Source organism: Sphingomonas sp. GC_Shp_6 (genome assembly GCF_026540835.1).
In the GTDB taxonomy this organism is placed as follows: Bacteria; Pseudomonadota; Alphaproteobacteria; order Sphingomonadales; family Sphingomonadaceae; genus Sphingomonas.
On the sequence record NZ_JALNUO010000004.1, the window covers coordinates 309,379 to 324,667 of the forward strand.

Sequence of the window (15,289 nt, forward strand, 5' to 3'; positions counted from 1 at the left end):
CGCTTGGCCCGCGTCAAGCACATCAGAAACGTCCTTCGATCGAAAGCCGATATGCGCCCCCTGCCGGGGTGAACCCGGCGGCCTCGAGCCGTTGCGCCGCGGTGGCATCGGCCGGGCGCATCGACAGCGCGGCGCGGTAGGTGCCCGCACCCGTGATCCGCAACGCCACCGATTCGGTCCCCGCCTGGCTCGCCAGCGGGAGAAGCAAGGCGCCGCCGTCGCAGCGCGCGTCGCCAGCGACGCTGGCGGGCAGCACGATCCCGCCCACGCTGCCCGACAAGGCCGCCCGCACCCGCCCCTCGGCTGCGATGCACTGACCGTCGCGAAACCGCACTGTCAGCGCGTCGAGATCGAGCCCGGCGACCGGCAGCGGCGCGAACAGCGTTCCCGTCGGCAGGCTCGCGCTCATCGACTCGACGCCGAAGCCGTGCCGGCTGACACTGGCGGCACCATGCACCGGTCGCGCGGCGCCCCGGCTATCCAGCGCCACGCGCGCACGGCCGACCAGCAGCGCCAGCGGCGAGACGCGCGCGTCGAGATCGCCGAGCGGCAGCCCGGCGAAATGCGCATCGCGCAGCGTTCCGGACCACAGGCTGCCCGACACCGTGCGCGCCGAAAGCCCCTGCTCGCCCGCACCCAGCATGCCGAGCGCCAGCCGCATCGGCAGCAGGAGCACCAAGGTCACGACGAACACCGCGCCGAGCAATGCCGTCGGCCGCGTCTTCAGGCGGATCGGGGTCATGACGCGCGCACCTTCAACACGAGCGTCGCGCCCACGGTGCGATCGCCATTGTCGGTCAGCGTCGCCGAATCGACCAGGATGCCGGCCGCTTCGCTGCGTGCGAGCCAGGCGGTGAGCGCACCCGGTCGCGCCGAGGCGATGCCGATCTTCACCCGGTCCGGCCCTGCCGGATCGAGGCTGGCGATGACGAACCCCGCCGCCTCGGCGCGGGCGCGAACCGTATCGGCCAGTCCGCCGGTGATCGGCACGCGCCGGTGAAGCGTCGCCAGACGCAGCGCATCGATCCGCGCCTGGGTCTCGCCCAACCGCTCCACCGCATCGGCGTGGCGCTCGCGCGCGTTCGACAACCCGTCGCCGACGGGGCGGATGACGAGCGCCCATAGCAAGGTAAGCGCAGCGAGCGCTGCCATCACCAGCAACAGCCGCTTTTCGCGCGGCGACCGCCCCGCGAACCAGGTGGATAGCGCGCTCATCGGGGCGATACCGTCATCTCGCCGGTCACACGGCCGGCGTTGGACTGGAACACACCGGCGCGGACGGTGAAGCCTGCCGCCTCCAGCGCACGCTTCAGATCGGTCGCCGCCGATTCGCGATCGGTGGCCACGCCGATCCGCACGTCGCCATTCGCCTGAAAATCGAGCGCGGTGAGATCGACGCCGGGCAAACCGCGCACCGCGGCGAACACCGCGGCGGTGGTCGCACTGAAGCCCTGCCCCGGTCCGCGCACCCGCGCCAGCCGCTCGTCCAGTTGGCGCGCCGGGTCGGTCACCGTCTCGCCACGCGGCAGGCTCTGCCCTGCCAGCGCATCGGCGCGCGCCTGGAGCGCATCCGCCCCGAAATCGTAGCGCGCGATCTTCACCAGATCGATCGCCAGCGTCACGCTCAGCACCGCGACCGAAAGCCAGACGAGCCGACGCACCAGCGCCCAATCGATGGCGAAGCGCTTGCGGCGCGCGAACGGCCCCTGCCGCAGATCGAGGCCAGGCGCATCCGCCACGCGCGCCACGCTCGCCGCGAGCGTCGTGCGATCGAGCGTCTCGGGTGCGATGCCGTGGGTGACGAGTTCGGTCAGCCGGTCTTCGTCGGCGAACCCGCTGCTCGACCCGCGGACCACGCCGCTTCCGCCAAGCTCGGCGCGCACATAGCCCTGCTCGGGGCGCGGCAGCAGCATGGGCGCGGGCACGATCGCCAGCGGATCGATCCCCGCGCTGGCGAGCATTGTCAGCCATGCGTGCATGGTGGCGGCACCCACCACGCCGATCGGCCGCTCCGCGCTGCCCTCGTCCCCGACCGCGACGTGCAGCTCGGCCAGCGGCGAGGCGCTGGCCTCCCCCGCCAGGATCCGCGCCGCCGCGATGCCCTGCGCCGTCGATCGCATCGGCAGTTCCGCCCAATGCAGCGTCACCGCTTCGGCGGGCGCGATCGCGATCACGGGGGCATGGTCGGCGGGGATGCCGAGGCCCTCTTCCACGCGCGCATCCGCGACTCGCATCCAGCGCCATTCGGCATCGCCCGAGGGAAGGAAGAGGAGCGTGGTCACGGTTCGTCCCCCCATTGCCGGGATACGAGCCGCGCGGGAAGCCGAGTCGCGTCGATCGTCGCATGTTCGACCAGCATGGCGCCTCCCAGGCTCACGTCCACGCGCAGATCGAACCATGTCGTCGTCACGCCGGTCTGATCCTGCTTCGCCTCGCCGCCGCTTTGCGCCAGCCCCTGCCAGAAGCCACCCGAATCGGCGAAGCCCTGTGGCGGCCGTTTGACGAGCTGCGCCTGAACCGCACCGACCGAAAGCGTATCGGGCGCGAGCATCGCGATCAGCGGCGCGCGCTCCGGCGACAGCGTGTTGAGGTTGATCCGCGATGGCCGCGGCATCGGTAGCGTGCACACCCAGGGGCGCAGCGTGGCGTAGATCTCGGGCGTCATCCCTGCCACCGCGCGCAGTTCGCTCGGATCGCCCATCAGCGTACCGGCGGTCCGATACGGCACCGCCCGCGCCAGATAGGTGGGGTCCTCCGCGCCGTTCGACTGCGGCTGCTGATCGGTGTCGATCCAGTCCGCCGTGGAAGCCGCGATCTGCTCGGCGGCGCCCGCCGGAACCTGCAGCAGCCGCATCAGACGTGCGAACTCCGTCCGCGTCGTCTCGTTCATGACATAGGTGCCCACCGCCGCCTGTGAGACGAGCCCGTTGAGATTGAAGCAATTGCCACCATCGGTCACGCGTGCGGTCGCCAGTCCACCACCGGGCAGCGGCAGCGGATAGGGTTGGTCGCTCCAGCCGCCCGCCAACGTCACCCGATCCGGGCTGCGCGCCAGCAGCGACGACACGCGCGATAGTGCCATCGTCTCGGCGGCATAGGCCCAACCGCGCGCCTGCCCCGTCACCGCGGCGTTGCCCGCCAGTCGGGTGGTGAGCCTGAGCTTCTCGAGCGCGGCACCCGCCATTACCGCGACCACGGCGACGATCAGCAGCACCGTCAGCAGCGCCGCGCCGCGCTCGGATTCGCGATCAGCCGGCACGGGGCACATAGCCGGTGCCGACCAGCATCAGCGCGCGATACTGCATGCCGTCGTCGCGAACGATCCGCACTTCGATCGCCTGCGGCAGGGGGATGCCGTTGCTGCCGTCCCAACGGTCGCTCCACGCGCCGCGAAAGCGATAGCGCAACGCCACCGCCATCACATGATCGAGCATCGGCGCGGCGACGAGCGGCGCGGCCCCGTCGAGCTGGGGCCAGACGATGCGCTCGAGGCGGTGGCCGTCGAGCGTCCAGGCCAGCTTCTGCTCGCTCGGCCGCGCGGCACCATCGACGTTGGACCAGCCACCCCGCACCATCCGCAGCATCGGCGCCACCGTCGACCCGGCCTCGCCCGCAAAGGCCGGCAGCACCGCCCCGCGCTCGTCGCGCGTCGGGCGGACGATCGCCTGGGCGCAGTCCGCCGCCAGCGCCGAGACGGTCCGGTTGAATGCGGCATTGTCGTCGAGCTTCGCGCCGGTCGCCGCCTGCGCTCGGATGCTGAACGACAGGATCGCGGTGCCCGCCAGCGCCAGCATCGCGAAGATCAGCAACGCGACCATGACTTCGATGAGCGTGAAGCCCGCATCCGCCGCGCATGGCTTCCGGGCAGGACCCTCGCCCATCCTCAGGCGCCCGTCGCCGGATCGGGCGGTCGCACGAGCGACGCGCGGCCGAGCACCTGGCCGCGCGGATCGGTCACGACCACGTCGATCGTCACGATCCGCGCATCGCCGAGCGGCGTCACGGTGCGCGTCCAGTTCCACTGGCGGCCACCATTCACCTCGCCGCCGCGAACCACACCGATCGTCGGCGCGCGCGCGTCGGTCAGCGCCTCGATCGCGACGTTGCGCGCGACCATGTCGCCGACGAGGCTGCCGTCGAGCGTGGCCGCGCCGCGAATCGTCGCGCTCTCCAGCCGCACCAGCGCCAGCACCGCGAGGCTGAAGACCGCCAGCGCCACCATGACCTCGATCAGCGTGAAGCCGCGTTCACTCCGCATCGGCGCGCACGCTGCCGTCCGCGCCGATCCGCACCACCGCCGCGGCCCCGGCGCGCGTCAGGCGGACATCGGCGGGCCGGTCGACCAGCCCCGTAGAGTCGAACGTCACCCGTGTCCGCCCGCCCTCGTCCGGCACCACGGCGCGGGTGCCGTCGTTCCAGCTCGCCACCCTGAGCGGCGCCTCGGCCAGCGGCAGCCATCGCCCCGCGACGCGGCGGTCGAAACCATAGCCGCCCGTCGTCACCCAGAGGCTGACCGGGCGATCGCCGACGATCGCGGCATCGTGCGCCGATCGGGCGCGCGCGGCGAAGCGCATCGCCTCGTCCAGCACGCGGCCGCGGGGATCGGGCATCGCAAGCACCGCCGCGGCCGATGCCAGCGCGATGATGGTCACGACGACCATCAGCTCGACCAGCGTGAAGCCGTTTTCGGCGGAACGCTCCAGCGACTCGAAGCCGTGTCCGGCGGAACGCTCCAGCGACTCGGAGCCGTGTTCGGCGGAACGCACCGAGCACGTGAAGCCGTGTTCGGTGGAACGCCCAAGAGACGCGTAGCCCCGTTCGGACGGGTTACTGCCAGCTTCCGATATCGGCATCGATCCCCTGCCCGCCTTCCTTGCCGTCGGCGCCGAAGGTCCACACGTCCGCATCGCCATGCGTGCCGGGCGAGGCGTAGAGATACGGCCGGCCCCAGGGATCGTTGGGCAGCTTCTTGAGATAGCCCCCACGCTGGTAGCGCGACGGATCGGCAAGGCCGGCGGGCGCCACGACCAGCGCGTTCAGCCCCTGCGTCGTGGTCGGGTAGTTGAGGTTCTGGAGCTTGTAGAGTTCGAGCCCCCCCTCGATTTGCGCGATATCGGCCTTCGCCTTTTCCTCGCGCGCCTTGTCGCCCGACGGCAGGACGTTCAGCGCCACGATGGTCGCGAGCAGGCCGATGATGACGATGACGACCATCAGCTCGACGAGCGTGAAGCCGCTCTCGCCCTCCCCGGGCTTGCGCGACGCGGCGGACGGGCGGCGCCCGCGGGGGCGAAGATCATGATTGGCCGTCATGGGAAACCTCATTGGCGCCTATTGCCCCGCAAGCGTGTTGAGCTGCAGGATCGGCAGCAGGATGGATAGCACGATCGTCGCGACGATACCGCCCATCACGACGATGATCGCCGGCTCGAGCAGCGAAAGCGCGGTGGCGGTGAAGCGGTCGAACTCGCGTTCGAGATAATCGGCGGCGCGTTCCAGCATCTCGTCCAGTCGCCCCGCCGTTTCGCCGCTCGCGGTGAGATACGTGAGCAGCGGGGGAAAGACGCCGGTGCGCCGCATCGCGGCCGACAGGCTGCCGCCGCCGCGAATCGCCTCGACGATCTCGTCGGAGGCGACCCGCAAGCGGCGGTTGTGGATCGTACTGGCGGTGAGGTTCAGCCCGTCGAGCAGCGGCAGGCGACTCGCGACCATGGTGCCGAGCGTGCGCGCCATCCGTGCCGCGTGCAGGTCGCGCAGCAGCCGCCCGAGCAGGGGGATGCGCAGCAGCCAGGAGTCGAAGGCGAGCCGCAGGCCGGGCTCTTTCAGCGCCTGCCACAGCCCGGCGCTGGCGAGGATGACACCCAACAGCATCATCCACCAGGCATGAACAAGAAAGCTCGACGCCCCCATCACGATCCGGGTCAACAACGGCAGTTGCTGGCCGACATTGTCGAATTGCTCGACGACTTGCGGCACCACGAACATCATCAGCGCCGCCACCACGCCCATCGCGACCACCGCGAGGATCGCGGGATAGGCAAGCGCGGTGATGAGCTTGCCGCGGATCTCGGCCTGGCGTTCGAGCAGCGCCGCCAGCCGATCGAGGATCGTCGGCAGCGAACCCGAACTCTCGCCCGCGGACACCATCGCGCGGTAGAGCGCCGGGAAGCTCTTGGGCGCGCGCGCCATCGCATCCGCCAGCCGGCGCCCCTCGACCACGCCCGCATGCACCTGTTCGACGATCGCGCGGACGCCGTCCTGCTCGGTCTGGCGGGTGATCGTGCGCAGCGATTCCTCGAGCGGCGAGACGCGGTTCAGCGTCGCGAGCTGGCGGGTGAAGAGCGTCAGCTGCTTGCCCGACATCTTGGGCGTGCCGAGCTGCAACCCGAACAACGGCCGCCCGCGCGAGGCCTGTGGCGGCGCCCCGGGCTCGATCCGCACGACATAGAGGCGGCGGCCGTCGAGCACGCCGCGCGCGGCATCGATCGTCTCCGCCGCGACATGCCCGCGCTTCTCCGCCCCGCGCGTATCGATGGCGAGATAATCGAAATCAGCCATTCACGGGCAAGGCCTGCGCTTCGTCCACGTCCACTGCATCGCGACGCGACACCCGCACGGCTTCCTCGGCGGTGGTCAGCCCGTTCAGCACCAGATCGCGCGCCGCCGCCGCCATGTTCGGCAGCCGGGCAAAGGCGTGCGCGGCGATCGCGCTTTCGTCGGCGCCGTCGTTGATGAAGCGGCGGATCGTCTCGTCCACCCGCACCGCCTCGAACACGCCCATCCGGCCCTTGAAGCCCGACTGGCCGCATTGCTCGCAACCCTGCGCCACATAGACGGTGGCATCGGGCGCGATGCCAAGCAGCGGCGCGACGGTCGCGCGCGCGGGCACCGGCTGGCGGCACGCGGGGCAGAGCCGCCGCACCAGCCGCTGCGCGATCACCGCGCGCAGCGTGGAGGCCAGCAGAAAGCTTTCCACCTTCATGTCGCGCATCCGGGTGATCGCGCCGATCGCGTCGTTGGTGTGGACGGTGGACAGCACCAGATGCCCGGTGAGCGAGGCCTGCACCGCGATCTCCGCCGTCTCGCGATCGCGGATTTCGCCGACCATCACCACGTCGGGATCCTGGCGGAGGATCGCGCGCAGCCCGGCGGCGAAGGTCAGGCCCACCTTGGGATTGACCTGCGTCTGTCCCACGCCGTCGACCGCATATTCGACGGGATCCTCGACGGTCAGGATGTTGCGGCTGCCGTCGTTCAGCAGGCGCAGCGCGGCATAGAGGCTGGTGGTCTTGCCCGATCCCGTCGGGCCGGTGACGAGCAGGATGCCGTTCGGCTCGGCCAGCGCTTCCTTGAGCAGCGCATAGAGCGCGGGCGTCAGCCCCAGCGCCTCCAGGTCGATCCCGGCATTGTCCTTGTCGAGGATGCGCAGCACGACGCGCTCCCCGGCGCGGCTCGGCAGCGTGGAGACGCGCACGTCGAGCAGCTTGCCGCCCAATGTCAGCCCCATCCGCCCGTCCTGCGGCACGCGGCGTTCGGCGATGTCGAGCCGCGCCATCACCTTGATCCGGCTGACCACCACGGGGGCGACGTGCGGCGGCATCCGCAGCGTCTCGCGCAGCACGCCGTCGATCCGCATTCGCACGACGAGGCCGGTTTCATAGGGCTCGATATGGATGTCCGACACGCCGTTGCGCGCGGCATCGGCGATCACGCCGTTGATGAGCCGGATCGCGGGCGCGTCGTCCGCGGTGTCGAGCAGATCCTCAGCGGTGGGCAGATCGCCCGCGAGCAGATCGAGCGCGTCGCCCATGCCGACCGCGGCGAGCGCCGTCGCCTGCCCGTCCATCGCATAGGCGTCGGAGAGCAGCCGGTCGAACGCGGGCGGCGCCACGAACCGCACGTCGAACGGCCGGCCGAGATGGCGGCGCAGCTCGAGCAGCGCCTTGGGATCGGCGCCCTCGCGCATCGCGATCGCGTCGCCATCCGCCACCACGCCGAACTTGCGGGCAAAGGCATAGGGGATCGTGGGCGCGATCGGGATGGGCTGCGTGGCCATCAGCCTGCTTTCACCCGTCCTGTTGCCGAATCAGGGAAGGATGCGATCGCAAGACCAGTTCCCCGGCGTAGGCCGGGGCTCAGGTGGGAAGGCTCCCGTGACGACGCGCAACGGCTTGCCTCTGCCGTCCCCCACCGGGGCCCCGGCCTTCGCCGGGGAACGAGCAGCGCCGGGGAACGAGCTGCGTCGGCCCTCATCACTTCGTCCGCTCCGCCCGCGCGCGCGCATGGGCGCCGGCGCTGGTGACCACGGGGACGGCGACCCGCGGATCTTCGATGCTGCCGCGCATCGGCGCATGCGGGATCGGCGGTGCGGCGTTCATATAGTCGCGGACGAGTTCGTCGATCGACGGTTCGACGCCCGGCTGGCCCTCTGCCTGGAGCCCGCGCAGATAGCCATAATGCTGTTCGGTAATCCGCCGGCTGTCCTCGGCGGTGCGCAGGATGGTCGGGCGGATGAAGATCATCAGATTGGTCTTCGTTCGCGATTTAGCCTTGGATCGGAACAGGTTGCCGAGCACCGGCAGATCGCCCAGCACCGGCGTCTTCTCGATCGTGCGGCGCTCCTCGTCGCTCAGCAGGCCGCCGATCACGACGATCTGGCCATCGTCCACCACGAAGGTGTTCTCGATACCGCGCTTGTTGAGGATCAGCTCCGAATTGCTCGCCGACACTGGCCCGGCGATCGAGCTGACCTCGAGCCGCAGATAGAGTTTCAGCGCGCCCGACGAGCTGATCTGTGGCTTCACGTCCAATTGGATGCCGACATTCTCGCGCTGCACGGTGCGGAACGCGTTGTCGAGATTGTTCGACGCGAGCGACAGCGCCTGCCCCGTGGTGATCGGGATCTCCTGCCCGACCAGGCTGTGCGCCTGCTGGTTGTCGAGCGTGACGAGGTGGGGCGCCTGGAGCAGGTTGGAGGCGGTGTCGCTCTTCACCGCGTTGATGATCGCGCCGATGATCGTATCGCCCACCTTGCCCGCGCCGCCGATGAACCCGCCGGTCGATCCGAGGATAGAGGTGAGCGCGGACTGGGCGAGCGTGTCGCTGATCGTGCTGTTGGTGCTGGTGGTGACGGTGCTGCCGTTGATCGTCGTGGTCGTGGTGTTGAGCGCGCGCGCACCGACCGCGCCGGCGATGGTCAGCAAGTTGGGCACCGCGTTCGAATAGCTGGTGGCGGCGAACGCGCCGCCTTTCAGATTGCCGAGCAGAAGCTGCGCGCCGAGCTGGCTGGCGGTGGCGTCGGACACTTCGGCGACGATCGCCTCGATCTGCACCTGTTCGCGGCGGATATCGAGCTGGCGGATCACTTCGGCGAGCTGGCGCTGCACCTCGGTGGGGCCGGCGATCACGATCGCGTTGGCGCCGGCGAAGCGCGTGACGACCGCGGCCGTCCGCCCGCCCTGCGTCGAGACCGCCGCCTGCTGGCCCGTCGCGGTGCCGCCGCCGGTGCTCGAGGATTGCGGCAGCGTCACCGGCTGCTGCGCCACCTGGGTCACCGCGCCGGTGCCCGAGCCATTGCTGCCCGAGGTCTGGAAGCTGCCGCGCGACAGCGTCGTCTCGGCGACCGTGTCGGGCGACTGGCCGACGAGCCGCTGGAGCACGGGCAGCAACTGCTCGGCATCGGCGTTTTCGAGGAACACCACGCGGATGTCGGTGCCGCTGCGCGCCTTCTGGTCGAGATCGGCCGCCACCTGCGCGAGCCGCGCCACCGCCGCGGGATCGCCGCGCAGCGTCACCGCGTTCGAGCTTTCGACCGCCACGACGGACACGCCGCTGCCGTTGGATCCCGCTGCCGCGCCGCCGCCGGCCGTTCCCGTCGCACTGCCGGCCAAGCCCTGCAGCGCGGTCGCGATTTCCTTGGCGTTGGCGTTCTTCAGCGCGACCACGCGGGTCGCGGCGCCATCGGTGTCGATCCGGCGCAGCACCTCGCGGATGCGACGGATATTGTCGGCGAAATCGACGATCACCAGGCTGTTGCCGCCGCGATTCGCGCTTACCGACCCCTGTGCGCTCACCAGCGGCCGCACCGTATCGACCGCCGACGTCGCGTCGATCGAATGGAGCCGCACGATCTCGGTGACATAGGCATTGCGGTTGGCGCCCGCGGCGCCGACGCGGCTCGGCTGGGTGGCGGCGTTGTCGAGCGGCTGGACGCGGAACGCGCCGCCCGCGGTCGGCACCGCGACCAGCCCGTTGGCGCGCAGCGTGGAGAGGAACACCTCGAAATATTCGGAGCGGCTGAGGGGCCGGTCGGTGACGACGGTCACCTTGCCCTGCACCCGGCTGTCGATGATGAAGGTGCGCCCCGTCACCTTAGCGGCATCGGCGATGAAGGCGCGGATATCCGCGTCGCGCACGTTGAGCGTCGTCTGCGCGGCCAGCGGCGCGACCGCCATGACGGGCGCGAGCAGCAACGCGGGGATCAGATAGCGTGGGTTCATTTGGAGGGTGCGACCATGATGGAAAGCGGCAGCGTGTCGCGCCCGCGTTCGACGATGAGGGGGATGCTGCCGCCGCCGGCGAAATCGGTGACGAGCCGATCGATATCCTGCGGCCCGGTGACCGGCCGGCCGCCGATCGAGGTGACGACGTCGCCGTCGCGCAGCCCCGCCTGGCGGAAGAGCGCGCCGCTGCCCGACGACCGGACGACGAGGCCGCTGATCCGCCCCGCGTCGATCCGGGGGATGAAGCCGATCTCCTGCCGCAGCTTCGCGACCGGAACGCCCTGCGCGGGCGGTGCGGGCGGCGCGCCGATGCCCGGTGGCGGAAGCGCGCCCGCGGCGACCGGCGGGACGGCCGGCGCCGCGCCGGACTGGTCGAGGAACAGGTCCTCGCTCGTGCCGCCGCGATCGATCGTGACGTGGTCGAACGCCACCATCTTCAGCCGGACGCCCGGCTGGATCTCCTCACCCACCGCGACGCTCTGCTGCACGCCGTCCGCGCCTGCGATGATCGCCGAGCCGCGGCCGGTCGCGTCGTTCAGCCGCGTGCCGAACAGCGTGAGATTGAGCGCGGTGACCGTGGCGGGCGCCGCCGCGCTCGACCGGAAGAAGGGATCGAAGCCGGTGAGGATGTCGATCGGCGCACCCGCCGTCACCGGCGCCAGCGGACGCCAGTCGCCGAGTGGCGCAACCGGGGTGACCACCACCCAGACGAGCCGCGCCGCCTGGATGCCGAGCAGCGCGAGCAGCGCCAGTTCGGCGAGCGAATAGACGTTGGCGGGCCGCACGCGCGCCAGCACGCGCCGCATCCGCGCATCCATTCTCAGCCGCATCTGCCCATCCCGAACCGCACTTCACACCCCTGCCATGGAACCGTCCGATCGCAAAGGCTTCGCGCCATTCTCTTTCCCGATCCCTGGCATGCCGCCATGACGACTTTGCGACCTTCGGGGCCGATCCACGTTATCCTTTCGCATTCATTCCGCCGGAAGGACCCCAATGAGCCACCAGACCGACTTCCTCAGCAAGCTCGAACGACTGCAGCTCGGCCTTGTGCGCACCCAGATGGCGGCGGCCGAGAGCGGCGAACGGATCGTGGTGGTGCTCGAGGGGCGCGATGCGGCGGGCAAGGACGGCACCATCAAGCGGATCGTCGAGCATCTCTCGATCCGCAACACGCGCGTGGTGGCACTGCCCAAGCCTTCCGACCGCGAACTCGGCCAATGGTATTTCCAACGCTATGTCGCGCATCTGCCGACGGCGGGCGAACTCGTGATCTTCAACCGCTCCTGGTACAACCGCGCGGGAGTGGAGGTGGTGATGGGCTATTCCACCCCCGCGCAGCAGGCCGAGTTCCTGCGCGACGCCCCCGAATTCGAGCGGATGCTGGTCGAAAGCGGGATCCACGTCATCAAGCTGTGGCTGGATATCGACAAGGACGAGCAGAAGGCACGGCTGGACGCGCGCACGCACGATCCGCTGAAGGCGCTGAAGGTCTCGTCGCTCGATGCCGTCGCGCAGAAGAAATGGGATGCCTATACCGCCGCGCGCGACACGATGCTGACGCGCACCCACACGACGCTCGCGCCCTGGTATTGCGTGCGCGCCGACGACAAGAAACGCGCGCGCCGCGCGGTGATCCGTCATATCCTGCACCGTGTCGCCCCGGCCGACATCGCGCACGACGTGGGCGAGCCCTCGCCGCATCTGCTGTTCCCGTTCGAGACGGCAGCGTTGGAGGACGGACGGCTCGCGCGCTGAGCCTGGAACCAGAACGGCCCGCCGAGCGATGCTCGACGGGCCGGATCATGGTGGGCGCGACAGGGATTGAACCTGTGACCCCACCCGTGTGAAGGGTGTGCTCTACCGCTGAGCTACGCGCCCGAAACCGGGAAGCGGGCCTCTACGCGGGGCGTCGCCCGCTGTCCAGCCCGCAAAATCGCAAAATCAGTTTACCGAATCCTTCAGCCCCTTGCCCGCCTTGAACTTGGGCTGGCTCGACGCCTTGATCGTCATCGGCTCGCCGGTGCGCGGATTGCGCCCGGTCGACGCCTTGCGCTTCGAGATGGTGAAGGTGCCGAAACCCACCAGGCGGACCTCGTCGCCCTTCTTCAGCGCAGCCGAGATCGCGTCGAACACCGCCTCGACCGCCTTGCTCGCGTCACCCTTGGTGAGCCCGGACGTGTCCGCGACCGTACCGATCAATTCCTGCTTGTTCATACTCGATTACCCCCGGAAATGCTTGGCGCGCGCCGGAGTCGGGGCGCGCACGCGAACCCCAATAATGCGAGCGTACTGCCCCAAGTCAAACGAATCCGCCACGTTCCCGTAACGAAACGTGGCGGATCGTGCGCCGGATGACGCTCAGTGGTGCATTTCCCCACCCACCGGTGCGATCGGCGCAGGCGGCAGCGCGGCAAGCTCGTCCGCATCGGTCCAATCGATCGCGATCAGCGGCTCGACAAGCGCCAGACGCAGCACCTCGTCGACATGCGCCACCGGCACGATCGTCAGCCCCTCGCGCACGTTCGCCGGGATCTCGGCCAGATCCTTTTCGTTCTCCGCCGGGATCAGCACCGTCTCGATCCCGCCGCGAAGCGCCGCGAGCAGCTTTTCCTTCAGGCCGCCGATCGGCAGCACCCGGCCGCGCAGCGTGACCTCGCCCGTCATCGCCACCTCCTTGCGGATCGGCACGCCCGTCAGCGTCGAGACGATCGACGTCACGATGCCGATGCCGGCCGAGGGGCCGTCCTTCGGCACCGCCCCTTCGGGCAGATGGACGTGCACGTCCTTGCGCTGGAACAGGCTGGGCTTGATGCCATAGCTGGGTGCACGCGCCTTCACATAGCTGAACGCCGTCTCGATCGACTCCTTCATCACGTCGCCGAGCTTGCCGGTGATCTTGGCGCTCCCCTTGCCGGGCACGGTGACGCTCTCGATCGTCAGCAATTCGCCGCCCACCTCCGTCCAGGCGAGGCCGGTGACCGCGCCGATCTGGTGCTCGGTTTCGCTGAGGCCATGCCGGAATTTCTGTACGCCGGCATAGTCGGACAGATTGTCCGGCGTGACCGTCACGCTCGCCGTCTTGCCCTCCAGGATCTGGCGCAGCGCCTTGCGGCACAATTTGGCGATCTCGCGCTCCAGCGTGCGCACCCCCGCCTCGCGCGTATAGCGCTGAATGAGCGCGCGCAGCCCCTCGGGCGTCAGCGTGAACTCGCCGGGCTTCAGCCCATGCGCCTCGATCTGCTTGGCGACCAGATGCCGCTCGGCGATCTCGACCTTCTCGTCCTCGGTATAGCCCTCCAGCCGGATGATCTCCATCCGGTCGAGCAGCGGCTGCGGCAGATTGAGCGTGTTGGCGGTGCACACGAACATCACGTCCGACAGATCGACGTCGATCTCCAGATAATGATCGTTGAACTTCGCGTTCTGCTCGGGATCGAGCACTTCCAGCAGCGCCGAGGCCGGGTCGCCGCGGAAGTCCTGGCCGAGCTTGTCGATCTCGTCGAGCAGGAACAGCGGGTTCGACGTGCCGGCCTTTTTCAGGTTGGTCACGATCTTGCCGGGCAGCGAGCCGATATAGGTGCGCCGATGGCCGCGGATCTCGGCCTCGTCGCGCACGCCGCCGAGGCTCTGGCGGATGAACTCGCGCCCCGTGGCCTTGGCGATGCTCTTGCCGAGCGAGGTCTTGCCGACGCCGGGCGGCCCGACGAGGCACAGGATCGGCCCCTTCAGCTTGTTGGTGCGCGCCTGCACGCCGAGATATTCGACGATCCGGTCCTTCACCTTCTCGAGCGCGTAATGATCCTCGTCCAGCACCCCCTGCGCGGCGGCGATGTCCTTGCGGATCTTCGACTTCTTGCCCCAGGGCAGCCCGAGCAGCACGTCGAGATAATTGCGCACGACGGTCGCCTCGGCGCTCATCGGCGCCATCGTCTTCAGCTTCTTCAGCTCGGCGGTCGCCTTGGTGCGCGCCTCCTTGCTGAGCTTCATCGTGGCGATCTTCTGCGTCAGCTCGGCGATCTCGTCGCCATCGCCCTCCTCGCCGTCATTGCCGAGTTCGCGCTGGATCGCCTTCAACTGCTCGTTGAGATAATATTCGCGCTGCGTCTTTTCCATCTGACGCTTGACGCGGCTCTTGATCTTCTTCTCGACCTGCAGGACGCCGAGTTCGCCCTCCATGAGCGCCAGCGCCATCTCCAGCCGCTTGGCGGGATCGACCTCGACGAGGACGGCCTGCTTGTCGGCCACCTTCACCTGGATGTTGGCGAGGATCGCGTCGCCCAGTTGCGAGGCCTTGACGATCTCGCCCAGTTGCTGCGCGGTCTCGCTCGGCAGCTTCTTGTTGAGCTTGGCATAGGACTCGAACCCGTCGACCGCCGATCGCATCAGCGCCTCGACCTCGATACCCTCGGCCTCGCGCTCGTCGAGCATCACGACCGTGGCAGTCAAATGGCCGTCCTCGGCCGCCGCCAGTTCGTCGAGGCGCGCGCGCAGCTTGCCCTCGACCAGCACGCGGACGGTGCCGTCCGGCAGCTTCAGGAGCTGGAGCACGGTGGCCGTCACGCCCACCTCGTAAAGGTCCTCGCGATCGGGATCGTCCTCGGCCGGGTCGAGCTGGGCGACCAGGAAGATCTCCTTGTCGGCCGCCATCGCGGCTTCCAGCGCGGCGACCGATTTGTCGCGGCCGACGAACAGGGGAACGATCATGTGCGGGAAAACGACGATGTCGCGCAGCGGAAGCACGGGGTAGGTCTGGGTCATGCGAACTCCGGGGCCGCTTCAACGGGAAG

At 69.4% G+C, this 15,289-nt stretch carries 15 protein-coding genes and 1 tRNA gene; 1 reads left to right on the top strand and 15 read right to left on the bottom strand.

Annotation, left to right across the window (positions count from 1 at the left end):
• Nucleotides 1–22: 22 nt before the first annotated feature.
• The 12 genes from OXQ95_RS07855 to OXQ95_RS07910 all read right to left on the bottom strand — a co-directional run bounded on the left by OXQ95_RS07855 (nt 23) and on the right by OXQ95_RS07910 (nt 11,329).
• The gene (locus OXQ95_RS07855) at nt 23–742 is read right to left on the bottom strand and encodes a type II secretion system protein N (RefSeq protein ID WP_242096866.1); all 720 of its coding nucleotides are present in this window, start codon (nt 740–742) and stop codon (nt 23–25) included.
• A complete protein-coding gene (gene gspM / locus OXQ95_RS07860) occupies nt 739–1,215 on the bottom strand; it encodes a type II secretion system protein GspM (RefSeq protein ID WP_267381055.1) in 477 nt (158 codons plus the stop codon). The genes OXQ95_RS07855 and gspM overlap by 4 nt, the downstream gene beginning before the upstream one ends.
• Nucleotides 1,212–2,282: a type II secretion system protein GspL gene (gene gspL, locus OXQ95_RS07865; protein ID WP_267381056.1), complete on the bottom strand. Its 1,071-nt coding sequence runs from the start codon at nt 2,280–2,282 to the stop codon at nt 1,212–1,214. Before gspL ends, gspM begins: the two co-directional genes overlap by 4 nt.
• Nucleotides 2,279–3,259, bottom strand: coding sequence for a type II secretion system minor pseudopilin GspK (gspK, locus tag OXQ95_RS07870; protein WP_267381057.1), 981 nt, complete (start codon nt 3,257–3,259; stop codon nt 2,279–2,281). The genes gspL and gspK overlap by 4 nt, the downstream gene beginning before the upstream one ends.
• Nucleotides 3,249–3,881: a type II secretion system minor pseudopilin GspJ gene (gspJ, locus tag OXQ95_RS07875; RefSeq protein ID WP_267381058.1), complete on the bottom strand. Its 633-nt coding sequence runs from the start codon at nt 3,879–3,881 to the stop codon at nt 3,249–3,251. Before gspJ ends, gspK begins: the two co-directional genes overlap by 11 nt.
• A gap of 2 nt (nt 3,882–3,883) precedes the next feature.
• Complete coding sequence (gene gspI / locus OXQ95_RS07880; RefSeq protein ID WP_242096861.1) at nt 3,884–4,258, bottom strand: type II secretion system minor pseudopilin GspI; 375 nt, start codon at nt 4,256–4,258, stop codon at nt 3,884–3,886.
• On the bottom strand, nt 4,248–4,766 hold the full coding sequence (locus tag OXQ95_RS07885; RefSeq protein ID WP_267381059.1) for a GspH/FimT family pseudopilin: 519 nt from the start codon (nt 4,764–4,766) through the stop codon (nt 4,248–4,250). Before OXQ95_RS07885 ends, gspI begins: the two co-directional genes overlap by 11 nt.
• 61 nt (nt 4,767–4,827) lie before the next feature.
• Entirely contained in the window at nt 4,828–5,310 is a 483-nt protein-coding gene (gene gspG, locus OXQ95_RS07890; RefSeq protein ID WP_267381060.1) for a type II secretion system major pseudopilin GspG, read from the bottom strand.
• An 18-nt stretch (nt 5,311–5,328) separates the two neighbouring features.
• Complete coding sequence (gspF, locus tag OXQ95_RS07895) at nt 5,329–6,555, bottom strand: type II secretion system inner membrane protein GspF (protein WP_267381061.1); 1,227 nt, start codon at nt 6,553–6,555, stop codon at nt 5,329–5,331.
• A complete protein-coding gene (locus OXQ95_RS07900; protein ID WP_267381062.1) occupies nt 6,548–8,053 on the bottom strand; it encodes an ATPase, T2SS/T4P/T4SS family in 1,506 nt (501 codons plus the stop codon). Before OXQ95_RS07900 ends, gspF begins: the two co-directional genes overlap by 8 nt.
• Before the next feature lie 196 nt (nt 8,054–8,249).
• Complete coding sequence (gspD, locus tag OXQ95_RS07905) at nt 8,250–10,451, bottom strand: type II secretion system secretin GspD (RefSeq protein ID WP_267381123.1); 2,202 nt, start codon at nt 10,449–10,451, stop codon at nt 8,250–8,252.
• Between the two features lie 41 nt (nt 10,452–10,492).
• Nucleotides 10,493–11,329 carry a type II secretion system protein N gene (locus tag OXQ95_RS07910; protein ID WP_267381063.1) on the bottom strand — a complete coding sequence of 279 codons (837 nt, stop codon included), beginning with the start codon at nt 11,327–11,329 and terminating at the stop codon, nt 10,493–10,495.
• A 166-nt stretch (nt 11,330–11,495) separates the two neighbouring features.
• Between OXQ95_RS07910 and ppk2 the strand changes: the two genes are divergently transcribed.
• Complete coding sequence (gene ppk2 / locus OXQ95_RS07915; protein WP_267381064.1) at nt 11,496–12,257, top strand: polyphosphate kinase 2; 762 nt, start codon at nt 11,496–11,498, stop codon at nt 12,255–12,257.
• A 48-nt stretch (nt 12,258–12,305) separates the two neighbouring features.
• Here ppk2 and OXQ95_RS07920 read toward each other — a convergent pair.
• The 3 genes from OXQ95_RS07920 to lon all read right to left on the bottom strand — a co-directional run bounded on the left by OXQ95_RS07920 (nt 12,306) and on the right by lon (nt 15,260).
• Nucleotides 12,306–12,380 (bottom strand) — tRNA-Val (locus tag OXQ95_RS07920).
• A gap of 63 nt (nt 12,381–12,443) precedes the next feature.
• Nucleotides 12,444–12,716: an HU family DNA-binding protein gene (locus tag OXQ95_RS07925; protein WP_242096856.1), complete on the bottom strand. Its 273-nt coding sequence runs from the start codon at nt 12,714–12,716 to the stop codon at nt 12,444–12,446.
• Nucleotides 12,717–12,860: 144 nt separating this feature from the next.
• On the bottom strand, nt 12,861–15,260 hold the full coding sequence (gene lon / locus OXQ95_RS07930) for an endopeptidase La (protein ID WP_267381065.1): 2,400 nt from the start codon (nt 15,258–15,260) through the stop codon (nt 12,861–12,863).
• Nucleotides 15,261–15,289 lie beyond the last annotated feature (29 nt).

Bases quoted from the DNA above. Each gene is read 5' to 3' on its own strand.
- OXQ95_RS07855 (WP_242096866.1), bottom strand. From the start codon at position 742: ATGACCCCGATCCGCCTGAAGACGCGGCCGACGGCATTGCTCGGCGCG.
- gspM (WP_267381055.1), bottom strand. From the start codon at position 1,215: ATGAGCGCGCTATCCACCTGGTTCGCGGGGCGGTCGCCGCGCGAAAAG.
- gspJ (WP_267381058.1), bottom strand. From the start codon at position 3,881: ATGGGCGAGGGTCCTGCCCGGAAGCCATGCGCGGCGGATGCGGGCTTC.
- gspI (WP_242096861.1), bottom strand. From the start codon at position 4,258: ATGCGGAGTGAACGCGGCTTCACGCTGATCGAGGTCATGGTGGCGCTG.
- gspG (WP_267381060.1), bottom strand. From the start codon at position 5,310: ATGACGGCCAATCATGATCTTCGCCCCCGCGGGCGCCGCCCGTCCGCC.
- gspF (WP_267381061.1), bottom strand. From the start codon at position 6,555: ATGGCTGATTTCGATTATCTCGCCATCGATACGCGCGGGGCGGAGAAG.
- OXQ95_RS07900 (WP_267381062.1), bottom strand. From the start codon at position 8,053: ATGGCCACGCAGCCCATCCCGATCGCGCCCACGATCCCCTATGCCTTT.
- gspD (WP_267381123.1), bottom strand. From the start codon at position 10,451: ATGGCGGTCGCGCCGCTGGCCGCGCAGACGACGCTCAACGTGCGCGAC.
- OXQ95_RS07910 (WP_267381063.1), bottom strand. From the start codon at position 11,329: ATGCGGCTGAGAATGGATGCGCGGATGCGGCGCGTGCTGGCGCGCGTG.
- ppk2 (WP_267381064.1), top strand. From the start codon at position 11,496: ATGAGCCACCAGACCGACTTCCTCAGCAAGCTCGAACGACTGCAGCTC.
- OXQ95_RS07925 (WP_242096856.1), bottom strand. From the start codon at position 12,716: ATGAACAAGCAGGAATTGATCGGTACGGTCGCGGACACGTCCGGGCTC.
- lon (WP_267381065.1), bottom strand. From the start codon at position 15,260: ATGACCCAGACCTACCCCGTGCTTCCGCTGCGCGACATCGTCGTTTTC.